This window comes from Bradyrhizobium sp. AZCC 1610 (assembly GCF_036924515.1).
Taxonomy (GTDB): domain Bacteria; phylum Pseudomonadota; class Alphaproteobacteria; order Rhizobiales; family Xanthobacteraceae; genus Bradyrhizobium.
Map to the genome: position 1 here is coordinate 1,704,216 of NZ_JAZHRR010000001.1, position 22,647 is coordinate 1,726,862.

The 22,647-nt window shown below is 63.1% G+C and carries 24 protein-coding genes; 19 read left to right on the plus strand and 5 right to left on the minus strand.

From position 1 onward, the window contains the following. Window positions 1-58 precede the first annotated feature (58 nt). Window positions 59-733 carry a spermidine synthase gene (locus tag V1279_RS08225; RefSeq protein ID WP_334434229.1) on the plus strand — a complete coding sequence of 225 codons (675 nt, stop codon included), beginning with the start codon at window positions 59-61 and terminating at the stop codon, window positions 731-733. On the opposite strand, the gene V1279_RS08230 is transcribed toward V1279_RS08225, so the two are convergent. Continuing rightward, entirely contained in the window at window positions 730-1,641 is a 912-nt protein-coding gene (locus V1279_RS08230; RefSeq protein WP_334434231.1) for an alpha/beta fold hydrolase, read from the minus strand. The two genes, V1279_RS08225 and V1279_RS08230, sit on opposite strands and share 4 nt — an antisense overlap. 165 nt (window positions 1,642-1,806) lie before the next feature. Here V1279_RS08230 and V1279_RS08235 point away from each other — a divergent pair, with 165 nt between their 5' ends. The 16 genes from V1279_RS08235 to V1279_RS08310 all read left to right on the plus strand — a co-directional run bounded on the left by V1279_RS08235 (window position 1,807) and on the right by V1279_RS08310 (window position 16,076). Next, window positions 1,807-2,187, plus strand: coding sequence for a hypothetical protein (locus V1279_RS08235; protein ID WP_334434233.1), 381 nt, complete (start codon window positions 1,807-1,809; stop codon window positions 2,185-2,187). Further along, the gene (locus V1279_RS08240; protein ID WP_334434235.1) at window positions 2,184-3,266 is read left to right on the plus strand and encodes a PHA/PHB synthase family protein; all 1,083 of its coding nucleotides are present in this window, start codon (window positions 2,184-2,186) and stop codon (window positions 3,264-3,266) included. The genes V1279_RS08235 and V1279_RS08240 overlap by 4 nt, the downstream gene beginning before the upstream one ends. Then, window positions 3,263-3,856, plus strand: coding sequence for a GNAT family N-acetyltransferase (locus V1279_RS08245; RefSeq protein ID WP_334434237.1), 594 nt, complete (start codon window positions 3,263-3,265; stop codon window positions 3,854-3,856). Before V1279_RS08240 ends, V1279_RS08245 begins: the two co-directional genes overlap by 4 nt. 251 nt (window positions 3,857-4,107) lie before the next feature. After that, window positions 4,108-4,584 carry a phasin gene (locus V1279_RS08250; protein WP_334434239.1) on the plus strand — a complete coding sequence of 159 codons (477 nt, stop codon included), beginning with the start codon at window positions 4,108-4,110 and terminating at the stop codon, window positions 4,582-4,584. 185 nt (window positions 4,585-4,769) lie between these two features. Further along, window positions 4,770-6,056, plus strand: a complete 1,287-nt coding sequence (locus V1279_RS08255; protein WP_334434240.1) for a DUF445 domain-containing protein — start codon at window positions 4,770-4,772, stop codon at window positions 6,054-6,056. A 189-nt stretch (window positions 6,057-6,245) separates the two neighbouring features. Further along, on the plus strand, window positions 6,246-7,016 hold the full coding sequence (locus V1279_RS08260) for an esterase/lipase family protein (protein WP_334434242.1): 771 nt from the start codon (window positions 6,246-6,248) through the stop codon (window positions 7,014-7,016). Window positions 7,017-7,101: 85 nt separating this feature from the next. After that, window positions 7,102-7,977, plus strand: coding sequence for a phenylacetic acid degradation operon negative regulatory protein PaaX (gene paaX, locus V1279_RS08265; RefSeq protein ID WP_334434244.1), 876 nt, complete (start codon window positions 7,102-7,104; stop codon window positions 7,975-7,977). Window positions 7,978-8,052: 75 nt separating this feature from the next. Beyond that, window positions 8,053-9,045 carry a 1,2-phenylacetyl-CoA epoxidase subunit PaaA gene (paaA, locus tag V1279_RS08270; protein ID WP_334434246.1) on the plus strand — a complete coding sequence of 331 codons (993 nt, stop codon included), beginning with the start codon at window positions 8,053-8,055 and terminating at the stop codon, window positions 9,043-9,045. A gap of 11 nt (window positions 9,046-9,056) precedes the next feature. Beyond that, window positions 9,057-9,344 (plus strand): 1,2-phenylacetyl-CoA epoxidase subunit PaaB, encoded by a 288-nt coding sequence (gene paaB, locus V1279_RS08275; protein ID WP_027539035.1) that lies wholly within the window; start codon window positions 9,057-9,059, stop codon window positions 9,342-9,344. A 106-nt stretch (window positions 9,345-9,450) separates the two neighbouring features. Beyond that, window positions 9,451-10,227, plus strand: a complete 777-nt coding sequence (paaC, locus tag V1279_RS08280) for a 1,2-phenylacetyl-CoA epoxidase subunit PaaC (protein WP_334434248.1) — start codon at window positions 9,451-9,453, stop codon at window positions 10,225-10,227. After that, on the plus strand, window positions 10,221-10,721 hold the full coding sequence (gene paaD / locus V1279_RS08285) for a 1,2-phenylacetyl-CoA epoxidase subunit PaaD (RefSeq protein WP_334434250.1): 501 nt from the start codon (window positions 10,221-10,223) through the stop codon (window positions 10,719-10,721). The genes paaC and paaD overlap by 7 nt, the downstream gene beginning before the upstream one ends. Window positions 10,722-10,723: 2 nt before the next feature. Beyond that, a complete protein-coding gene (gene paaE, locus V1279_RS08290) occupies window positions 10,724-11,803 on the plus strand; it encodes a 1,2-phenylacetyl-CoA epoxidase subunit PaaE (protein WP_334434252.1) in 1,080 nt (359 codons plus the stop codon). A 135-nt stretch (window positions 11,804-11,938) separates the two neighbouring features. After that, complete coding sequence (paaI, locus tag V1279_RS08295) at window positions 11,939-12,391, plus strand: hydroxyphenylacetyl-CoA thioesterase PaaI (protein ID WP_334434254.1); 453 nt, start codon at window positions 11,939-11,941, stop codon at window positions 12,389-12,391. A 17-nt stretch (window positions 12,392-12,408) separates the two neighbouring features. Then, complete coding sequence (paaK, locus tag V1279_RS08300) at window positions 12,409-13,740, plus strand: phenylacetate--CoA ligase PaaK (RefSeq protein WP_334434256.1); 1,332 nt, start codon at window positions 12,409-12,411, stop codon at window positions 13,738-13,740. Between the two features lie 37 nt (window positions 13,741-13,777). After that, window positions 13,778-14,803 carry a quinone oxidoreductase family protein gene (locus tag V1279_RS08305; RefSeq protein ID WP_334434258.1) on the plus strand — a complete coding sequence of 342 codons (1,026 nt, stop codon included), beginning with the start codon at window positions 13,778-13,780 and terminating at the stop codon, window positions 14,801-14,803. 241 nt (window positions 14,804-15,044) lie between these two features. Then, window positions 15,045-16,076: a YeeE/YedE family protein gene (locus V1279_RS08310; protein ID WP_334446264.1), complete on the plus strand. Its 1,032-nt coding sequence runs from the start codon at window positions 15,045-15,047 to the stop codon at window positions 16,074-16,076. Here the strand turns inward: V1279_RS08310 and V1279_RS08315 are convergent. From V1279_RS08315 to V1279_RS08325, 3 genes are all read right to left on the minus strand, one after another. Next, entirely contained in the window at window positions 16,073-17,296 is a 1,224-nt protein-coding gene (locus V1279_RS08315) for a bifunctional alpha/beta hydrolase/OsmC family protein (protein WP_334434260.1), read from the minus strand. The two genes, V1279_RS08310 and V1279_RS08315, sit on opposite strands and share 4 nt — an antisense overlap. A gap of 29 nt (window positions 17,297-17,325) precedes the next feature. Continuing rightward, on the minus strand, window positions 17,326-17,991 hold the full coding sequence (locus V1279_RS08320) for a sulfite oxidase-like oxidoreductase (RefSeq protein WP_334434262.1): 666 nt from the start codon (window positions 17,989-17,991) through the stop codon (window positions 17,326-17,328). 92 nt (window positions 17,992-18,083) lie between these two features. Continuing rightward, window positions 18,084-19,505, minus strand: coding sequence for an amidase (locus tag V1279_RS08325; RefSeq protein WP_334434264.1), 1,422 nt, complete (start codon window positions 19,503-19,505; stop codon window positions 18,084-18,086). Between the two features lie 107 nt (window positions 19,506-19,612). Between V1279_RS08325 and V1279_RS08330 the strand changes: the two genes are divergently transcribed. Beyond that, window positions 19,613-20,464 carry an alpha/beta hydrolase gene (locus V1279_RS08330; protein WP_334434266.1) on the plus strand — a complete coding sequence of 284 codons (852 nt, stop codon included), beginning with the start codon at window positions 19,613-19,615 and terminating at the stop codon, window positions 20,462-20,464. Window positions 20,465-20,604: 140 nt separating this feature from the next. On the opposite strand, the gene V1279_RS08335 is transcribed toward V1279_RS08330, so the two are convergent. Beyond that, window positions 20,605-21,381 carry an SDR family oxidoreductase gene (locus tag V1279_RS08335; RefSeq protein ID WP_334434268.1) on the minus strand — a complete coding sequence of 259 codons (777 nt, stop codon included), beginning with the start codon at window positions 21,379-21,381 and terminating at the stop codon, window positions 20,605-20,607. A gap of 174 nt (window positions 21,382-21,555) precedes the next feature. On the opposite strand from V1279_RS08335, the gene V1279_RS08340 reads away from it, so the two are divergent. Further along, complete coding sequence (locus tag V1279_RS08340) at window positions 21,556-22,635, plus strand: tartrate dehydrogenase (protein WP_334434270.1); 1,080 nt, start codon at window positions 21,556-21,558, stop codon at window positions 22,633-22,635. Window positions 22,636-22,647: the final 12 nt, after the last annotated feature.

Consider the following 22,647-nt stretch of genomic DNA (forward strand, 5'->3'; position numbering starts at 1 on the left):
TGCCCTAGTGCGTTCGCAGGGACGACGACCATTGAGACAGCATGCTAAAAGCCTCCCCATGATTCCCTGGGAAAAAATCGACACCGCCCGCATTCCCGGTACCGACGATGAACTCCGCCTGATGCGCCGCGGCAAGGAGTTCTCCATCAAGCTCGGCACCAACGAGCTGATGAACAGCCGCCTGTCGGGCTCAGAGGCCGCGCTCGCGACGCTCGCGGCAAAGAAGATCGAGAAGCTCGCAAGCCCGCATATGCTTATTGGCGGCCTCGGCATGGGCTTTACGCTGCGTGCCGCGCTTGCGGTACTCGGCAGCAAGGCGCAGATCGTGGTGGCCGAACTGGTGCCTTCGGTCGTCGCCTGGGCACGCGGCCCGATGGCGGAAATTTTTGGCGACAGCCTCAGCGATCCCCGCGTGAGCTTCCGGGAAGCCGATGTTACCGAAATCATCCGGTCGCAGCGATCGACATTCGACGCCATTCTGCTCGACGTCGACAATGGACCGGAAGGGCTTACCCGCAAGGCCAATGATGCGCTCTACAGCTCAGCCGGATTGAACGCGGCGCACACCGCGCTGCGGCCGGGCGGTGTGCTGGCGGTCTGGTCTTCGGGCCCCAATCCAGCATTCACAAAGCGCCTTCGCGCCGGAGGCTTCGACGTCAACGAGGTCAACGTCCGCGCCACAGGAAGAGGCGGCGGTGCGCGTCACGTGATCTGGATCGCGACGAAGAGCTAGGCCGCCTTCGCCGCCGCCCGACGCGCGTGCTCGTCGATCGCGTCGATGATCTGCGGCCACATCGGGATCGGCAGTGCGTGGCCCATGCCTTCGATCATCAGCAGCTTTGCACCCGGAATCGACGCCGCGGTGTCCTTGCCGCCTTCGGGGCGCACCAGCGGATCGACGGTGCCGTGGATGACCAGCGTCGGCACCTTCACTTGACCCAGCCGTTCCTTGCGGCTGCCCGAGGCCAGCACCGCCCGCAACTGCCGACCGACGCCGGCCGGATTGAGGCCGCGCTCGTAAGTGCGCGCGGCGCGCGCAGGATCGAGCGCCTCGTCTTCCGGGAACGAGCCGACGCGCAGCACTTTCCACGTTTTGGCAAACCGCGCGAAATATTCTTCCCTAGTGGTCGGGGGCGGCGCCATCAGCATGGCAGAGGCCTCGCGGGTCGGCGGCGGTATCTTGGGGTTACCCGTCGTCGACATGATCGAGGTCAGCGAACGCACCCGCTGCGGGAACGACAGCGCGATTTCCTGGGCGATCATGCCGCCCATCGATGCGCCGACCAGATGCGCCGACTTGATGCCGAGCACGTCCATCAGGCCGACGGTGTCCTTGGCCATGTCGATCAATTTGTAGGGCGCCGCGACCGGGATTTTGAGGAACCGCAGCTTTAGCAGTTCGAACGGGGTCAGGCGGTTGCCGCCGGACATGTGCGAGGATTTGCCGATGTCGCGATTGTCGAAGCGAATGACGCGGAAGCCGCGCGCGGCGAGCTGCCGGCAGAAATCGTCATCCCAATGGATCATTTGGGCGCCGAGCCCCATGATCAGCAACAACGGTTCCGCGGCCGGATCGCCGAAAATTTCGTAGCAGATGTCGATGCCGTTGGCGCGAGCGATCTGTGGCGGCTGATGGAGCATCGCGTTTGTCTTCCCTTGGGTGACCTGAGCTTTGAGTAACTATGGCATGGTTTCCTGCACCGCAGAAGACTTTGCAGTGGTTGACCGGCTCGCCGCAACGGTGTGGTATGGGGTCAATGAAGCGAAGCGTGGCAAGCGCTCGTAACCGTCAGGGAGAGGGCGCCTATGGCCGACAAAGGCAATGATCCTGCCGTGATCTGGCAGACCATGCTTGGGGAGATGGAAAAGGGATTCAACTCCTTCGCCAATCAGGCGATGGCGTCGCCGGAATTCTCCAAGGTGATGAATCAGGTCGGCGGCGTGTCGGCGGGCGCTCAAAAGCAGCTTGGCGAGCTGATGGAGAAGTACCTGCTCGCGATGAACCTGCCGAGCCGGGCGCAGATGGTCGGCATGGCCGAGCGGCTGCAGTCGATCGAAGGCCAGCTCAACGAGATCAAGGCGATGCTGCATCAGGTGCATCATAACTCGCTGTCACCGGACAGCGGCCTTGGCACGCCGCGGCCGCCGCGCACCAAACGTCCGCCGACGGAGGGAGAGCAGAAATGAACGCCCCCGCGGGCCTCGATCTGGCGTCGATACCGGAACGGATCCAGTCCGAGGTGCAGCGCGCGATCCAGCGCAGTATCAAGGGCGTCGAATACATTGCTTCATCGGGGCCATCGCTCGGCTCGACGCCAAAGGACATTCTCGCCGTCCGCGGCACCATGAACCTCTACCACTATCGGCCGATCGCGGATGAAATCTACCGCATTCCGATCCTGATCGTGATGGCGACCACCAACCGCGGCTACATTCTCGACATGGTGCCGGGCCAGAGCTTTATCGAGTTTCTCCTGAAGCGCGGCTACGACGTCTACATGCTGGACTGGACCGCGCCGAAGCCGGAAGAAAAAAGTCTTGGGATGGAGGACTACGTCCTCGACTTCATCCCGGATTGCGTCCGCCGCGTGCAGCAGGATTCCGGCGAGCACGACGTCAACGTGATCGGCTACTGCTTCGGGGGCGTGCTGTCGCTGTTGTACGGCTCGATCTTCAACGACGGGCCGATGAAGAACCTGATCTGCTTCACCACGCCGATCGATTTCCGCGAGATGAAGCTGTTCCAGAATTTTTCTGACCGGCGCTATTTCGACGTCGATCGCCTCGTCGACAGCGTCGGCAACGTGCCGCCGGAAATGATCCTGTCCTCGTTCGAGATGCTGCGGCCGGCCTCGCGCACCGTCAGCCAGGTGCAGTTGTGGGAAAACATCTGGAACGACGAGTTCGTGAAGTCGTACCGGATGTTCGACCGCTGGGCGACCGATACGCTGCCGCTGGCCGGCGAGTATTTCCGCGATATCACCAAGAACCTGATGTGGGACAACAAGCTCTTTAACGACACCATGTCGGTCGGCGGACGCGCGGCGGACATTTCAAAGATTACGGTGCCGATCCTGCATGCGGTCGCCGAGCACGACCACATCGTCCCCTATGATGCGGCCAAGCATCTGATCACCAAGGTCGGCTCGACCGACAAGGAAGAGGTGATGCTGAAGGGCGGCCACGTCAGCCTCGTCGCCGGCGCCAACGCGATCAAGCGGCTATGGCCGAAACTGGACTCCTGGTTAGGTAAGAGATCAACATGAGCGAAACACGTTCCTATCCGCGCCACGTCAAGACCGACGCCGGCGACATTGAATTCCGCATGATGGCGCGCAGCGACGAAGCCGCCGTGCTGGCGTTCGCGCAAAAGCTTCCGACGCATGATTTGCTGTTCCTGCCGCGCAATATCAGCCAGCCGAAAGTGCTGTCGGCCTGGGTCAACGAGATCGAGCGTGGCGCCATCACGAGCCTGCTGGCGGTGAAGGGCGGGACGGTGGTCGGCTGCGGCACGCTGGTGCGCGACCCGCATTCCTGGTCGCCCCATGTCGGCGAGATCCGGATGGTGGTGTCGCAGGATGTCCGCGGGCAGGGCGTCGGCCGGGCGCTGTCCCAGGAGACCTTTGCGCTGGCCTTGGGCGCCGGCCTGGAAAAGCTGTCAGTGCAGATGACGGTCGACCAGCAGGCGGCGATCGCGCTGTTCGAGAGCCTCGGCTTCAAGGCCGAGGCCCTGCTGCGGGACCATGTCCGGGACGTCGACGGCAAGAAGCACGATATCGTCGTGCTCGGGCACAATGTGGCGCAGGTGCGGGCGCAGATGGAGGCCTATGGGCTTCCGGGGGCGGTTCAGCACTAGCGAGACACAAAATCGCGAAAACAACCCCATGCAAAGTAGATGGGGCCGGCTCCGGCATTAGTTGGCCTAAAGTGGAACTTTTGCCGGTTCTTTGGGCAAACCGCTCATCCATCAGGCTGTTCACGAATTCGTGATATCGCGATGCAACATTGATGTTGCGACGCACCATTAACTATGGCACAACACTCGTGCCCCGGGCCAATCCGGACGGGGTGAGCCCATAGCTCAAACCTGAGGATGGAGAGACCCCCATGACCACCGAAAACAATTCCGTGCTGAACACCGTCAAGGAAGCCTTCGCGCCCGTCACCGAGGCGTTCAACAAGCTCCAGAACCTGGAAGTTCCGGAAGCTGCCCGTGAGTTCGTGAAGAAGCAGGCCGAGACCGCCAAGGTTCGCGCCGCCGACATGCATGCCGGTTCCGAGAAGGTCACCGCTGCCATCGAGACCGCCGTTGCCGGTTCGGTTTCCGAGGCTGCCAAGATCAGCCGCAACATCCAGCAGGCGTTCTATCAGGACGCGGAAGCGTTCTTCGCCGGCATCGACAAGCTCGCTTCGGCCAAGTCGCTGAGCGAAGCCGCCCAGATCCAGTCGGACATGGTCCGTGCGCGTGGCGAAGTGCTCGTCTCGCGGGCGAAGGCCACCACCGAATATCTCGGCCAGCTCGTCGCTGAAGGTGCCAAGACCGCACAGGACAACTTCGCCAAGGTCTACTCCAAGACCGCCTGATCGCGATCCGCCTGACAACTGCATTTTCGAAGGCCCGCTTAGGCGGGCCTTCTTTTTGTCCTCTCCACGTCATGCCCGGGCTTGACCCGGGCATCCACGACTTTCTTGCTCGTGTCGATGAAGACGTGGATGGCCGGGTCAAGCCCGGCCATGACGGCTGTGGGGCATCGCGGTAGACTCCATTCATGACCTTTCCGGCCACCTTCGCTATCGACACCCCCGCCGACGCCGCGCGCGCCGCCGAGTTGCGGCGCGTGAAGTTATTGGCAACGTCGGTGCTGGCGGCGACGTTTGCAATTTTCCTTGCCGCGAAGGCGTTGCTGCCGATGCATCCGGCGTTCGGCTTTATCGCGGCGTTTGCCGAGGCCGCCACCATCGGCGGTCTCGCCGACTGGTACGCCGTGGTGGCGCTATTCAAAAGGCCGCTGGGATTGCCGATCCCGCATACCGCGATCATCCAGAGCAACCAGCAGCGCATCGCCGACAAGCTCGGCGAATTCATCGAGGTGCATTTCCTCGAGTCTGCTCCCGTCGAAGCGAAACTGCGGCAGATCGATTTCGGCTCGTTCATCGCCGACTGGCTGCGCGACCGCAAGCGCAGCGAGGATCTCGCGCGCTTTGCGCTGCGGCTGTTGCCCGAGGCGGTAGCTGCGACGGAGAATTCCGGGCTGATGACCTTCGTCAGCCGCCGCATCACCGCGCAACTGATGTCGATCGATCTGGCGCCGCTCGCCGCCGGAACGCTGCGCGCATTCGTGAAGGAGGGGCGGCATCAAGGTCTGCTCGACGATCTTCTGCGCGGCGTGCATCAGACGATGACGCAGGCCGAGACCATGGCCATGATCCGCGAGAAGATCCGCGCCGAATTGCCGACGCTTTTAAAACTCTATCGCGCCGACAAGTTTCTGGTGAACAAGATCGTGGCCTCAGCGACCGCGTTCTTCGAAGAGGTCCGCAACGATCCCGCGCATCCGTTTCGCGGCGAGTTCGATCGGATGGTGCTGACCTTCGTCGATCGTCTCGGCACCGATCCGGCTTACGCCGAACGCATCGCCGGCCTGAAGCGCGATCTCTTGGCGCGGCCCGAGCTGACCAGCCTTGCGCGTCACATCTGGGACAATGCGCGCTCGTTCTTCGAGCGCAGCGCGTCGGGCGAGACGCAAGTGCTGCAGCAATATCTGGTGCGCATGTTCGTGACAGCCGGCGAGGCGCTGGCCGGCGACGCCGAAATGCGCACCGAGATCAATCAGGGCCTCGTGGCCGTGCTGCGAACCGTCGTCGCCGAACAGAAGAGCGGGGTCTCGACCTTCATCTCGGATCAGGTGAAATCCTGGGACATGGGGCAGTTGATCTCGCTGATCGAAATCAACATCGGCCGCGACCTGCAATACATCCGCTTCAACGGCTCGCTGATCGGCGGACTTGCGGGGCTCGCGCTTTACACGCTTGAATACCTGCTGCGGTTGCTGTGACCAATTAATCACGCCAACGGCTTTGTTATCCCAAGTGTGATCGGGCCCGCTTGCAAGACGAAAACCGGTTCCTTAGCTTTTTATGGAACAATGTTGCGTTGCGAAACGATTCTGCTGCGATTGCGTCTACTTAAGTGAACCAGTGGCCGGCTGCCGCTACGTAAGGGGCCGAGCCTGAGAGGAGATATGATGTCCATTGCTGCGCAGACGCTTTCACCGCCATCCAGAACCCTGATGTTTCTGGAGGGGCGCGCCATTCACGAGTTGGGTGCGTTTCTCGGCGCCTTGCCGCTCCTGAGCCTCGCGCCGCGTGGCGATGGTCATCCAGTACTGGTGTTGCCCGGGCTTGTTGCTTCCGATACCTCGACGCGTCCGCTGCGCAGCTTCCTCAGGAGCCGCGGCTACGCCGTCAGCGGCTGGCGCCAGGGCCGCAACCTTGGGCTGCGCCACGGTGTGCAGAACGCGATGGTCGATCTGGTGCACGAGTTGAACGACACGCATGGCCGCAAGGTCTCGCTGGTTGGCTGGAGCCTCGGCGGTCTCTACGCACGCCAACTCGCCAAGATGATGCCGGAGCGCGTGCGTGGCGTGATCACGCTCGGCAGCCCGTTTGCCGCGGGCCCGAAGGCGACCAACGCCTGGCGCGTCTACGAGATGGCAAGCGGCCGCCGCGCCGACGAAGAGGACGCCCGTTTCGGCGGAGCGCTGTCCGGCACGCCGCCGGTGCCGACCACCGCGATCTTCAGCCGCACCGACGGCATCTGCGCCTGGCAGGGCTGCATGGAGAAGACGTCAGCGACTTCCGAAAGCATCGAGGTCGAGAGCAGCCATTGCGGCATGGGCCATCACCCGGCTGTGGTCTACGCGGTCGCCGATCGCCTGGCGCAGGCGGAAGGCCAGTGGGCGCCGTTCGATCGAAGCGGCTGGCGCAGTTTGGTTTATCCGAACCCGCATCGCTGAGCCGGCGCGGGCGTTTGGGAGACTTCGGGTCAGCGTCGCTGCCCGGCGTTGTTTTAACCGGCAGAAACGCGCTATGCCTTGACGCATGCCGCCGCCGCTTGCCCGCATCATTCAGCAGTTGAAGCGCGAACCGTCGCGCACTGGCTCGATCGTCATCACCGTATTCGGCGATGCCATCGTGCCGCGCGGCGGCTCGGTCTGGCTCGGCACGCTGCTCGAGTTCTTCGGGGAGCTGGACATCGACGCCAGCGTGGTACGCACCGCGATGTCGCGGCTGACTGCGGATGGCTGGTTCGAGCGTAACAAAGTTGGCCGCAACAGCTTCTACCGGTTGCTGCAGAGCGGGCGACAAACTTTTGATATCGCAACGAAACACATCTATGGGCCGCCAGCCTCCGACTGGACCGGCCGGTTTGAGCTGCTGCTGATCGGCAATGGCGAAGATCGCGACGCCTCGCGCGAGGCGCTGAAGAATGCCGGTTTCGGCAGTCCGCTGCCGGGCGTGTGGGTTGCGCCCTCGGGCGTGCCGGTGCCGGAGGAAGCTGCCGCTGCCGGCGCCATTCGTCTCGAAGTGTCAGCCGAAGACGACAGCGGGCGGCGCCTGCTCAGCGAGAGCTGGCCGCTGCATCGCACCGCGGACGCCTATCAGAAATTCATGAAAACCTTCGAGCCGCTGCGCAACTGGATCGGCCACGGCGAGCGGCTGACGGACGCCGATGCCTTCACCGCGCGTGTGCTCCTGATCCACCATTATCGCCGCGTGGTACTCCGTGACCCGCTGCTGCCGACGTCGCTGTTGCCCGCGGACTGGCCGGGCAGGGCGGCCCGAACGCTGTGCGGCGAAATCTATCGCGCGCTGCTTCCCGCATCGGAACAATGGCTTGACCTCCACGCGAGGAACGAAAGCGGCCCGCTTCCGAAGCCCGGCGCCGGGTTGTTCCGGCGGTTTGACGGGTCGTAGATACGTTACAGAAATGTATTGCATATCGAAATTTATGTTATATATTTCCTCCCAACAAATACCGGGAGGTCCGCCATGTATACGCAGGCGCTCAATTCGTCCGACGGCGAAGACCGCAACATTGAGGACGCCGAACGGGCAGCGCAGTTTCAGGCGCGCATCGATGCTGACGAGCGCATCGAACCGAATGACTGGATGCCGGCCGCCTACCGCAAGACCCTGACGCGGCAGATTTCGCAGCACGCGCATTCCGAAATCGTCGGCATGCTTCCCGAAGGCAACTGGATCACCCGCGCGCCGTCGCTGCGTCGCAAGGCCACGTTGCTCGCCAAGGTGCAGGACGAATGCGGCCATGGGCTCTATCTCTACGCCGCCGCCGAGACGCTCGGTTCCTCGCGCGAAGAGCTGGTCGACCTGATGCTGGCGGGAAAAGCAAAATATTCCTCGATCTTCAACTACCCGACGCTGACCTGGGCCGACATCGGCACCATCGGCTGGCTGGTCGACGGCGCCGCGATCATGAACCAGATCCCGCTGTGCCGCTGCTCCTACGGGCCTTACGCGCGCGCGATGATCCGGGTCTGCAAGGAGGAATCCTTCCACCAGCGCCAGGGTTTTGAAATCATGCTGATGCTGTGCCGCGGCACCGACGAGCAGAAGGCGATGGCACAGGATGCACTGAACCGCTGGTGGTGGCCGGTGCTGATGATGTTCGGTCCGCCCGACCAGGTCAGCCAGCACAGCGACACTTCGACTAAATGGAAGATCAAGCGCTTCTCCAACGACGAGCTGCGCCAGAAATTCGTCGATGCGACCGTGCCGCAGGCGCAATTCCTGGGGCTTTCGATTCCCGATCCCGGCATGAAGCAGAACGAAGCGGGCAACTGGGAATACAGCGCGATCGATTGGGAAGAGTTCAAGCAGGTGCTGGCCGGCAACGGTCCCTGCAACCGCGACCGCCTCGCGGTGCGGCGCAAGGCGCATGACGACGGCGCCTGGGTGCGCGATGCCGCATTGGCCTACGCCGAAAAGCGCAGGCAGCGGACCGCCTTGCAGGCTGCCGAGTAAGGAGACAAGCGATGGCAACGCCAAACATACCCCTTTGGGAAGTCTTCATTCGCAGCCGCAACGGGCTGGCACACAAGCATGTCGGCTCGCTGCACGCCACCGACGCGACGCTGGCGCTGCAGGCTGCGCGCGACATCTATACCCGCCGCGGCGAGGGCCTCTCGATCTGGGTCGTGCCGTCGAACGCGATTACCGCGTCCGATCCGTCCGAGAAGGGAATGATGTTCGAGCCGGCGGAATCCAAAATCTATCGGCACCCGACGTTTTATGATGTGCCGGACGAAGTGGGACATATGTGACGCCGTCATTGCGAGCGCAGCGAAGCAATCCATAGCGCAGCAACGGAAGAATGGATTGCTTCGTCGCTTCGCTCCTCGCAATGACGACTACCAACAGGTGATTGAAATGACCGCAGCCAACGTCACCGTCTCCGAAACGCCGCTGGTGCTCTACACCCTGCGCCGCGCCGACGATGCGCTGATCCTGGGGCACCGGCTGTCGGAATGGTGCGGCCATGCGCCGATGCTGGAAGAAGACATGGCGCTCGCCAATATGGGCCTCGATTTGCTCGGCCAGGCGCGCGAGCTCTATTCCTATGCGGCCAAGGTCGAAGGCAAGGATAACGACGAGGACAAGTTCGCTTATCTGCGCGATGTCAGGCAGTACCGCAATCTCCTGCTGCTGGAACAGCCGAACGGCGACTTTGCCCGCACCATGGTGCGGCAATTCTTCTACGCCACCTTTGCCGATCTCTATTGGCGGGCAATGATGAGCTCCAGCGATCCGACGCTCGCGGCGATTGCGGCGAAGTCGGAAAAGGAAAGCGCCTACCACGTCAGGCACTGTTCGGAGTGGATCGTCCGCCTCGGCGACGGCACCGAGGAAAGCCACGCCCGCGCGCAATCAGCCATTGACGAACTCTGGGCCTTTACCGGCGAGATGTTCGCCGTCGACGACAGCGAGCGCGCGCTGATCGATGCCGGCATTGCGATCGATCCCGCGACGTTGCACTCGCAATGGCTGAAGGCGATCACCGGTGTCGTTGGCGAGGCGACGCTTGCCTTGCCGAAGAACGACTGGATGCAGCAGGGCGGCCGCAGCGGCCGGCATAGCGAGCATCTCGGCCATCTCCTCAGCGAACTGCAATCGATGCAGCGGACCTTTCCGGGGGCGACATGGTAGCGGTCCTCGACGATACCGATCTGCGCCGGCGCGCCTGGGAAGTGGCGTCGCAGGTGGTCGATCCCGAAATCCCCGTGCTGACGATCGCCGATCTCGGCGTGCTCCGCGACGTTAAGGTCCATGACGGCCGCGTTGAGGTCGCGATCACGCCGACCTATTCCGGCTGTCCCGCGATGAACATGATCGCGCTGGAAATCGAGCTGGTGCTCGAGCGTGCCGGCATCGCGCGGCCGACCGTCCGCACCGTGTTGTCGCCCGCCTGGACCACCGACTGGATGAGCGAGGACGGCCGCAACAAGCTCCGAGCGTACGGCATCGCGCCGCCGCAGGCCTCAAATTCGCGCCGCGCGCTGTTTGGCGAACAGCAGGTGGCATGCCCGCAATGCGGTTCGCAAAATACCGAGCTGCTGTCCGAGTTCGGCTCGACCTCCTGCAAGGCGCTGTGGCGCTGCAAGAGCTGCCGCGAACCGTTCGACTATTTCAAGTGTCATTGATCATGTCCCACGCGCCGCGCTTTCACCGTCTCGCCGTCAGCGACTTGCGCCGCGAAGCTGCCGACGCGGTATCGATGACCTTTGCGATCCCGAAGGAGCTGGAAGACGACTACGGCTTTACGCCGGGACAGTATCTCACGCTGCGCACTACAATGGACGGCGAGGAAGTGCGCCGTTCCTATTCGATCTGTTCCGGTCCCGACGATGGCGAACTCCGCATCGCCGTGAAGAAGGTCGATGGCGGCGCGTTTTCGAACTGGGCTGCGGATGAGCTAAAGCCCGGCGACGAGCTCGACGTGATGACGCCGACCGGCCGTTTCGGCATCGCCCATGCGCCCAGCGTGGCGCGGATCTATGTCGGATTTGCCGCGGGAAGCGGTATCACGCCGATCCTGTCGATCGTCAAGGGCGTGTTGGTGCGCGAACCAGATAGCCGCTTCTTCCTGTTCTATGGCAACCGCACGACATCGAACATGCTGTTCCTCGAAGAGCTGGAGGAACTGAAGGACCGCTTCATGCAGCAGCTTTCGCTCTTCCATGTCATTTCGGGCGAAGAGCAGGATATTCCGATCCTGCACGGCCGGCTCGACGGCGAGAAAGTGCGCGTGCTGCTGCGCTCGCTGGTGCCGGCGGCAAGCGTCGATCACGTCTTCATCTGCGGCCCCATGGGCATGAGCGAGGACATCGAGGCGACCTGTCGCGCGATCGGCATTGCCGAGGATCGCATCCATGTCGAGCGTTTCGTCTCGGAGTTCGGCGGCAAGCCGCGCCCGAAGAAGGTCATCGAGGCGTCCGCGCCGCCAAAGGCGATGGCGTCCTTGATCATCGACGGCAAGCGCCGCGAGGTGCCGGTCGCTGAAGGAGAGGCCATCCTCGATGCCGCGTTGCGCGCCGGGATGGATCTGCCGTTCGCCTGCAAGGGCGGCATGTGCTCGACCTGCCGCGCCAAGCTGGTCGAGGGCGACGCACAGATGGAAGTGAATTATTCGCTGGAGCCGTGGGAATTGAAGGCGGGATTCATCCTGACCTGCCAGGCGCGGCCATGTTCGGACAAGGTCGTGGTGGACTACGACCACGTTTAGAAAATCGTGGGATCGTTGACACCTTAGGTCGCCGGTCCCAAGACTAACACACTACGTAACGAGGCCTGTTCAAACAGGCCCGTGCACACAGGGAGAGAACGTCGTGGAACCGTCTCGCAGAGCGGGCTATCAGCTATGAACGTCGCGCTTTCGCCGGATGAGATCGCCCGCGCCTGCGCGGATGCGATGTGGAGGGAAGACGACGCCAGCAAGGGCCTCGGCATGAAGATTGTCGAAGTCAGGCCGGGACAGGCGACGCTGACGATGACGGTGCAGCCGCACATGGTCAACGGCCAGCGTATCGCCCATGGCGGCTTCATCTTCCTGCTGGCCGATTCCACCTTTGCCTTTGCCTGCAACTCCCGCAACGAGCGCGCCGTCGCTGCGCAATGCGACATCGCCTTCATCCGGCCGGGCAAGCTCGGCGACGTGCTGGTCGCGACCGCGCGCGAAATCTCGTGCAACGGCCGGTCCGGGATCTACGACGTTCGCGTCACCGCAGGCGATGTCGTGATCGCCGAATTCCGCGGCCATTCCCGCACCATCGCCGGAACGTGGCTGCCGAGTGCGGATGCCGAGACCAAATGAAGATTGAGGAGCGCGCCATGTCCGCCACGAGCATGCAATCAAAGGCAACAGGTTACCACCCCGAACTGGATGAGGCCGAGCGCGCCTCGCGCGACGAGATCATGGCGCTGCAGACGAAGCGTCTCGCGTGGTCGCTCAAGCATGCCTACGACAATGTTGAGCACCACAGGAAGGCATTTGATGCGGCCGGCGTGCATCCTTCCGATTTCAGGCAACTCCCCGATCTCGCCAAATTCCCGTTCACGGTGAAGACCGATCTGCGCGACAATTATCCCTTCAACATGTTCGCGGTACCGCGCGAAAAACTGGTTCGTGTCCATGCGTCCTCGGGCACCACAGGCAAGCCGATCGTGGTCGGCTACACGCAAGGGGATATCGACATCTGGTCGGACGTGATGGCGCGCTCGATCCGTGCCGCCGGCGGTCGCACCGGCATGATCATTCACAACGCCTATGGCTACGGCCTGTTCACCGGCGGGCTTGGTGTGCATTACGGCGCCGAAAAGCTCGGCTGCACGGTGGTGCCGGTCTCCGGCGGCATGACCGAGCGGCAGGTGCAACTGATCAACGATTTCAGGCCCGACATCATCACGGTGACGCCGAGCTACATGCTGGCGATATCGGACGAGTTCAAGCGACAGGGCCTCGATCCCCGAAAGTCGTCGTTGAAGTTCGGCATCTTCGGCGCCGAACCCTGGACCAACGCGATGCGCGCCGAAATCGAGCAGACCTTCGATATGGACGCGACCGACATTTACGGCCTGTCGGAAGTGATCGGTCCGGGCGTGGCGCAGGAATGCGTGGAGACCAAGGACGGCCTGCACATCTGGGAAGATCATTTCTATCCCGAGGTGATCGATCCCGAGACCGGCGCGGTGCTGCCCGACGGCGAGAAGGGCGAACTGGTCTTCACCTCGCTGACCAAGCAAGGCTTCCCGATCATCCGTTACCGTACCCGCGACCTGACGCGGCTGTTGCCGGGCACGGCGCGGCCGGGCATGCGGCGCATGGAAAAGATTACGGGGCGCTCCGACGACATGATCATCCTGCGCGGCGTCAACGTATTTCCGACCCAGATCGAGGAAGCGCTGCTGGCGACCGACTGGTGCGGCGGCCATTTCATCATCGAGCTGACGCGTGAGGGGCGGATGGACGAGATGACCGTGCTTGCCGAAGCCCGTCCCGAAAGCTGGGACGGCAGCGGCTTGCACGCACATGCCGAAAAGGTCTCCGTCTTCATCAAGAACACCATCGGCATTACCGCGCGCATCAAGGCGGTGGCCCCGAACACACTCGAACGTTCGCTCGGCAAGGCGAAACGTGTTTACGACAAGCGGCCGAAAGGGTAACTCCTGCTGCTCAGAATGAGAGAGCGGGAAGGCCTTGATGCCGATTGCCCAAAAGCCAGATGTCCAGTCCATCACGGTCCAGGCCCGGTGCGTCCGACTGCTTTCGAAAGCCGCCGATGCGGTGTCGCTGGCACCCGCCATCGAGACGCACGCGTTGTCTCGCGGCGAAAACGATCTGCTGATCGAGATCAAGGCCGCGGCTGTCAATCCGTCGGACGTGAAGGCTGCGACCGGGTTGATGCCTTACGCCGTATTCCCGCGCACGCCGGGCCGCGACTATGCGGGTGTCGTGATCGACGGGCCAACGGGCTTGATCGGACGCGAGGTGTTCGGCTCGTCCGGCGATCTCGGCATTCGCCGTGACGGCACCCACGCCACGCATCTCGTGATCGAGGCGGAAGCGGTAGTCGAGAAGCCGAAGTGTATTTCCTGGGAAGAGGCGGCCGGCATCGGCGTGCCCTTCGTCACCGCGATGGAAGGCCTGCGCCGCGCCGGCATTCCCAGGGACGGCGAGGTCGTGCTGGTGATGGGCGTCAACGGCAAGGTCGGGCAGGCGGCGACACAGATCGCGACCTGGTACGGCGCGCGGGTGATCGGCGTCGTTCGCAAGAGCGAGCCCTATGAAGGCCATTCCAATTCGCAAGTCGAGGTCATCGACGCCTCCGCGACCGACGTCGCTTCGCGTGTGCGCGAACTCACCAGCGGCAAGGGCGCCGATATCGTGGTCAACACGGTCGGCGATCCCTATTTCCAGGCCGCGCATCAGTCACTCGCCTTGCGCGGGCGACAGATCCTGATCGCTGCGATCGACCGCATCGTGCAGTTCAACATCCTGGAATTCTATCGTGGCCAGCACACTTACGTCGGCATCGATACGCTCGGCCTGTCGTCGGTCGCGACCGGCGCGGTGCTGAGGGAACTCGGCCCCGGCTTCGCCGGCGGGCATCTCAAGCCGTTTCCGATCAAGCCGAACGCGATCTATCTGCTGGAGCAGGCCAAGGCTGCTTTCATTGCGGTGGCCGGTTCGTCACGCGATCGCGTCATCCTGCGGCCTGCGGGGTAGGCTGGCCGCACGCCGTCCCTCCATTGTTGCGTGGAAAACAAATCTCTCTCATTCTTCAACAACAATGCTTTTGTTCCTTCGTTGCCTGATGGAACGAGAGATTCATTCTCTGCATCGGCAGGCCGTGGACGCGCCGATGCTTCCAACGTATTAGCAGCACTTCCTATTTGAGCGGCGGCGGCCGGGTGGCGTTGCAAGGGAACAGGGAAGAACCGTGCTGGACAGTGGCAATATTGTCGTCATGGGCGGACTGCTGATCGGTCTCGTCTACGGCTCGGTCGGATTGCTCAGTGGGTTTTGCCTGCTCAGCGGTCTTCGCGGTTTCTGGGCGGAAGGCGATGGCCGGCTGGTCCGCACCTACGCGTTGGCGATCGGCGTGGCCGTTGCCGGTACGCAATTGCTGGCGGCGGCAGGCCTCGCCGATATCGGCAAATCGATCTACCTGCAGCCTTCTTTCTCCGCGCCGGTGATGTTCTTCGGTGGCCTCTTGTTCGGCTACGGCATGGTGCTCTCGAACGGCTGCGGCTCGCGTGCGCTGGTATTACTTGGACGCGGTAATCTCCGTTCTTTCGTGGTGGTCGTCGTGCTGGCGATCTTCGCACAGATGACGCTGAAAGGCCTGATCGCGCCGGCGCGTATCGCGATGGTAGGCGCATCGCAGACCACGGCCACCGCGAACTCGGTGCCGGCGCTGTTTGCGGCCGCAGGCTTGAGCGCAACGTCCGCGCGCATGCTGGCCGCCTCGATCATCTCGGCGGCGCTGATCATCTTCGCCTTTGCCCATCCGGCGTTCCGGCGCTCGCCGGGCCAGATCGCCGCGGGTCTCGCGGTCGGCCTGCTGGTGGCGGTGGGCTGGTTCGTCACCGGCTATCTCGGCGCCGACGATTTCAATCCGACGCCGGTCACCTCGCTCACCTTCATCGCGCCGATCGCGGACGCGCTGCAATATGTCATGCTGTCGACGGGATCGACGCTGAATTTCGGCATCGTCACCGTGTTCGGCGTGTTCGCCGGCAGCCTTGCGACCGCGCTATTGACCGGCCGCTTTCAGCTCGAGGGCTTTCAATCGCCGCGCCACATGCTGCGCTCCGGCGGCGGCGCGGCGCTGATGGGCGCCGGTGGCGTGATGGCCTTTGGCTGCTCGATCGGGCAGGGCCTGACGGGATTCTCCACGCTGGCGCTGGCGTCGCTGATCGCATTCGCCGGCATTCTCGTCGGCACCGCCGCCGGCCTCCGCGGCGCACTGCGCGTCCGCCCGCTGGCGGCGGCCTAATCCGCCGCCTTCGTCACGATCCGGATTTCCGAGGTGAGTGTCCGGTGCACCGGGCACTTGTCGGCGATCTCCATCATCCGCTGGCGCTGATCGGCGTCGAGAGCGCCCTCGATCGAGATCACGCGGTCGATCTGATCCAGCATGCCCTCCCGCGTTTCGCATTCGGCGCAATCTTCCGCGTGAATCTTGCTGTGCTTCAGCGTCACGGTAATACGCTCGACGGGCAGCGATTTGCGGTCGGCATACATCCGCATCGTCATCGACGTGCAGGCGCCAAGGCCTGCAAGCAGGAAATCATACGGCCCGGGTCCGCTATCCTGACCGCCGACGGCAACGGGTTCATCGGCCACGATTTCATGCGGACCCGTGGTGACGATCTGCTGGAACTTGCTGTTGCGGGTTTCGCGCACCACGACGTGGCGCGGTGCCTCGCTCGCGGCAGCGGCGGGCTGCGCTGTGGCAGGCTCGATATAACGTTCAGCCCAGGCGGCGATGACGCCGGCGACATAGGCAGCGTCGCGCTTGCCGGATAGCAGATGATCCGAGCCCGCCAGTGACACGAAGCTCTTGGGATGCCTGGCCGCAACGAAAATGTTCGTGGCATTGTCGATCCCGACCGTGTCGTCGGTCGGCGCATGCATGATCAACAGCGCCTTGTGCAGCTTTGCGACGTGCGACATCAGGCTGTGTTCGGCGATATCGTCGAGGAATTCGCGCTTGATATGAAATGGCCGCCCGGCGAGTTGAACCTCCACCTCACCATGCTTGCGGATGTCCTCGATACGATCCTTGAACAGATGGGTGACATGGACGGGATCGGAGGGCGCCGCGATGGTCACCACCGCCTTGGCATCCGGAATCTGCCCGGCGGCGGCGAGGATCGCCGCGCCGCCGAGGCTGTGCCCGATCAGAATCGCGGGCGCCCCGCGGGTTTCGCGCAAATGATCGGCAGCGCGGACGAGATCGGCGACGTTGGAGGAAAAGGTCGAGTTTGCAAATTCGCCCTCGCTGGAGCCGAGCCCGGTAAAGTCGAAACGCAATACCGCAATCCCTTTGGCGGCCAGTGCGGTCGCGATACGCTTCGCCGCCAGTACATCCTTGCCGCAGGTGAAACAATGCGCAAACAGCGCGTAGGCCTGCACCGGTCCATCCGGCGTGTCCAGCGCGGCGGCAAGCTGATGGCCGCCTTCGCCGGTGAATTGGAATCGTTCAGTCGGCACGAGCGCTCTCCCCAGTCAATGTTGCGGCTCTAGTCGCCGGAATATCTCTGCTCTTGCCACGGGTCACCGCGATTGTGGTAACCGCGCACTTCCCAATAGCCTGGTTTATCCTCTGTCAGAAATTCGATGCTCTGCAGCCATTTCGCGCTTTTCCAGAAATAGAGATGCGGCACCACCAGCCGCACCGGGCCGCCATGCTCCTGTTCAAGCGGCGCGCCCGACCAACTATGGACGAGGATTGCATCCTCGACGGCGAAATCCTCCAGCGCCAGATTGGTGGTGTAGCCGTCATGGGAATGCAGCACCACGAACCGCGCCTCCTCGCGCGGCCGGCAGGCATCGAGCAGATCCCGGGTCGCAAGTCCCTCCCACTGGTTGTCGTAACGCGACCAGGTCGTGACGCAGTGAATGTCGGATACGAACTTGCTCTGCGGCTGCGCGGAAAACCGGGCGAAGTCCCAGAACAGCGGCGTTTCGACCGCGCCGTAAACATCGAGCCGCCAGCGCTCGCGCGCAATGTTCGGCGTCAGTCCGAGATCGAGCGTCGGCCAATCCTTCGTGAGATGCTGGCCCGGCGGCAGGCGTGCTTCCTCGGGCCGCAAGACCTTGCCGGTGAGGAATTTCCCCTCGCGCGCCCAGCGTTCCTTGCTGCGCGTCAGCTTGCTCTCCGGCGGCGGCTCGTGGTCATTGGTCATGTCGATCGCGACCTTGTTGCCGGCAGTATAGCGACACAGACATGAACTGCCAGCGCCGAAAACTCTTATCCTTCATCCTGAGGAGCTCACATCTATTTCGGCGCCCGCGGATCGATCGGTGTCGTGCCGCGCAAGCCCAGAATATCCTCAAGCGCCTTGGCCCCTGCCAGCAACTGCGCCTCGCCGCGCGGCGGCGCCACCACCTGCAGCCCGACCGGCAGGCCGGAGGCGGTAAAGCCGCAGGGCAGTGAAAGCGCGGGACAACACACCAGCGTGATCGCGTAGACGATGCCGAGCCATTCGACGTAATTGTCGAACTTCTTTCCCGTGCATTCGGCGACGTAGCGGTTCTCGATCGGGAACGGCGGCACGATGGTGGCGGGGCAGAGCAACAGATCGTATTTGTCGAAAAATTCCAGCGTGCGCGCGGTCATGGCGACGCGTTGTGCTTCGGCGCGTTCGAGCTGCTCGACCGTCAGCTTGAGGCCTTCCTCGATGTTCCAGATCACCTCGGGCTTGAGCAGGTCGCGCTTTGAGCGCAGCAGCGCCGCCTTGGAAAGCGCAAAGTCGAACGCGCGCAGCACGTGGAAGCATTCATGGGCCTCGCGCAGGTCGGGATGGGCTTCCTCGACGATGGCACCCAGCTCCGCAAAGCGCTGCGCCGCCTTGCGGGTGACAGCCGCGACTTCAGGATCGACCGGCGTGATGCCGAGATCAGGCGAATAGGCGATGCGCTTCGGCTTGCTGCCGGAGCGGGCGGCGGAAAGAAACGAATTCGGCAGCACCGGCAGCGACAGCGGATCGGCGGGATGCTCGCCGCTCATGGCATCGAGCAGCAGGGCCAGGTCTTCCACGTTGCGCGCCATCGGACCCTGGACGCCGAGATTGCGATCGACCGCCGCGGCTACCGTATGCGCGACGCGGCCGATGCTCGGCCTCAATCCGACGACGCCGCAGAAGCTCGCGGGGTTGCGTAAGCTACCGCCCATGTCGGAGCCGTGCGCCAGCCATGCGGTGCCGGTGGCAAGCGCCACCGCCGCGCCACCTGACGAGCCGGCGGCAGAGCGGGACGTATCCCAGGGATTGCGCGTCGGGCCGAACACTTCGTTGAAAGTGTTGGCGCCGGCGCCGAACTCCGGCGTATTCGACTTGGCGTAGATCACGCCGCCATTGTTTTCGAGATGCTCGACCAGGATATCCGACTTCGTGGGAATCGTGTCCTTGTAGATCGGCGAGCCCTGCGTGGTCAGGACGCCGGCGACATTGGCCAGGTCCTTGATCGGGATCGGAAGCCCCGCGAGCAGCCCGCGCTCGCTGGCCGGCTTCTTCATCAGCGCGGTGGCGTGCTTGCGGGCGCGGTCGAAGCACAGCGTCGGCAGCGCGTTGACCTTGCCATCGACCTCGGCGATGCGTTTTTCCAGCACGTCGAGCAGGTCGAGCGGGGTAACTTCACCCGATTTCAGCTTGCCGACGATGGCACACGCCGTCTCACGCACCAGCCCCTGATCAGCCACTTCGCTATCTCCCGCTCGTTTTGCGTTTGTTGGTCGCAGATGGTGCTGTAGAACATTTTACGGCAAAGTGGAAACGCACCAGAGTTGTGGCCGACCGGAGATATTGCATGACGACATTGTTCTCTGCGCTGGACTGGCGCGCGATGAGCCAGGAGGCGCGCGACCTCGGCCTCAACAATGGCGTTGCCGTGCCCGGCAGCGTCGAGATGGTCGCCGGCTGGGAGCAGCGCTCGGTCGAGATGCGCAAGCGTTTCCCCGGGCATCTCGACCTGCGATATGGCCCGCGCGAGCGCAACCGGATCGATTTTCTGAAAGCCGCCGACGCCGCGCCGACGCTGCTGTTCATCCATGGCGGTTACTGGCAGGCGCGAGCGAAGGAAGTCTTCACCATCGTTGCCGAAGGTCCGATGGCCCACGGCATCAACGTGGCCCTGATCGGCTATACGCTGGCGCCGGAAGCGACGCTGGACGAAATCGTCACCGAGATCCACGCCGGCATCGATTACCTCGCTGAGCAACTGCCGGCGCTTGGCGCCGCGGCCGGCGGCATCGTGGTATCAGGCTGGTCCGCCGGCGGGCACCTGACCTCGATGGCGCTGTCGCATCCGCTAGTGCGGGCGGGCATGGCAATCTCAGGCATCTACGATCTCGAGCCGATCCGCCGCAGCTACCTGAACGAAAAGCTGAGAGCCGATGAAGCTACCTCTCGCCGCAACTCGCCGATGATGCAGGAAGGCGGTCCGTCAAAACCGCTGTCGCTGGTGGTCGGCAGCGCCGAGTTGCCGCTATTGCGCAAGCAGACCGCCGATTTCGCCGGCCACCGCGCCCGATATGGCTTGCCGGTAACGTATGAGGAAATTCCCGGCGCAAACCATTTCACCATCCTGTACGAGATGATGTCGCTGAAGGGAAGGATCACGACGCTGATCCGACAGTTGTTTGAGCGGACAACAGGTTGAGTGTCGCCGTCATTGCGAGAAACCAACGGGTCGCGCGAATGCGGACCCGATGACGGGCTCCGCGACGAAGCAATCCATCCTTCCTCGCGGGGACAACGGATTGCTTCGCTTCGCTCGCAATGACTGTGGTGGCAGTGTGCCTAACCCCATCCCGCCGTGTGTCCGCCGTCCACCGTGAAGATCGCCCCCGAGGTATATCCCGACCGGTCCGACGCCAGGAACGCCATGAGGTCGCCGATCTCGCGCGCATGTGCGGGGCGGCCGAGCGGCATGTTTTTCTGGAATTCCTTGTAGCGGTTCTCGTCGCCGAACTGGTTCTTGGCCCGCGTCTTCAGCAGCGTGACGTGGCGGTCGGTGCCGACGGGGCCGGGATTGATGCCGACCACGCGGATATTGTCGGCAAGGCTTTTGCCGCCGAGCGCGCGGGTGAACGCCATCAGCGCGGCGTTGCCGGCGCTGCCGCAGATGTAGTTGGCATCGAATTTTTCGCCGGCCGCGCCGATGTCGTTGACGATGACGCCGCCGCCGCGCGCCTTCATCTGCGCGTAGATCGCGCGGGTGAGATTGATGTAGCCGAATACTTTCAATTCCCAGGCGTGGCGCCAGGTCGCCTCGTCGATCTTGTCGATCGAGCCGCCCGGGATGTCGCCGGCATTGTTGACGAGGATATCGATATCGGCGGCTTCCTTGGCGAGCCTTGCGATGTCCTCGCCCTTGCGCAGGTCGACGACATGGGCGGTCGCGCCGATCTGGTGCGCGGAGCGCAGACGCTCGGTCAGCGCTTTCAACTGCTCGCCGCTGCGGGCGGCCAGCATGACGTCGCAGCCCTCCTCGGCAAAGGCTTCGGCCGCGGCCGCGCCAATACCCTTGGAGGCGCCGGTGATCAGGACGCGCTTGCCGCGCAGATGCAGATCCATGGAATTGACTCCTGAGTGGGGGAGGCGGGATGGAGGTCGGCGAGATTGTTAGGCTTGCGGCGTCATGGCGGTCAACATTGCAGTGCAGCGTTGCGCAAGCGGCAGGTTTGGTCCATTGCAAGGCAATCAAATAACCGGCATTAGCCGCCTGACAAACAGCTAGGGAAACTCTCGATGAGCAGCGCCAAGAAGCAGTATCGGATCGCGGTCATTCCCGGTGACGGCATCGGCAAGGAAGTCGTCCCCGAGGGCCTGCGCGTGCTGGAGGCGGCCGCGAAAAAGCACGGCGTTTCGGTTCATTTCGATCATTTCGACTTCGCGTCCTGGGACTATTACGAGAAGCACGGCGAGATGATGCCGGAGGACTGGAAGGCAAAAATCGGCAAGCACGACGCGATCTATTTCGGCGCGGTCGGCTGGCCGGCGAAAATCCCCGATCACATCTCCCTGTGGGGCTCGCTCATAAAATTCCGGCGTGAGTTCGACCAGTACGTCAATCTGCGCCCAGTGCGGCTGATGCCCGGCGTGCCGTCGCCGCTTGCCAACCGCAAGCCCGGCGATATCGATTTCTGGGTGGTGCGCGAGAATACGGAAGGCGAATATTCTTCCGTCGGCGGCCGCATGTTCCCGGACACCGACCGTGAATTCGTGACGCAACAGACCGTGATGACGCGCGTTGGCGTCGACCGCATCCTGAAATTTGCGTTTGATCTGGCGCAGTCACGCCCGAAGAAGCATCTGACCTCAGCGACCAAGTCCAACGGCATCTCGATCACGATGCCCTATTGGGACGAACGCGTGGAGGCGATGGCGAAAAAATATCCCGGCGTAAAGTGGGACAAGTACCACATCGACATTCTGACTGCGAACTTCGTGCTGCATCCGGATTGGTTCGACGTCGTGGTCGGCTCCAATTTGTTCGGCGATATCCTTTCGGATCTGGGCCCGGCCTGCACCGGCACCATCGGCATCGCGCCGTCGGGCAATATCAATCCGGAGGGAAATTTCCCGTCGGTGTTTGAACCCGTGCATGGCTCGGCGCCCGATATCGCCGGGCAGGGCATCGCCAACCCGATCGGCATGATCTGGTCCGGCGCGATGATGCTGGAGCATCTCGGCGAGAAAGCGGCGGCAGAGTCCATCGTCGGCGCCATCGAGCGCACACTCGGCGAGCGCACGCTGCGCACAAGGGATCTTGGCGGCAACGCCGATACTGTGGCGTGCGGCAAGGCCGTCGCGGAAATGGTAGATTGAGGTTCCCTTCCC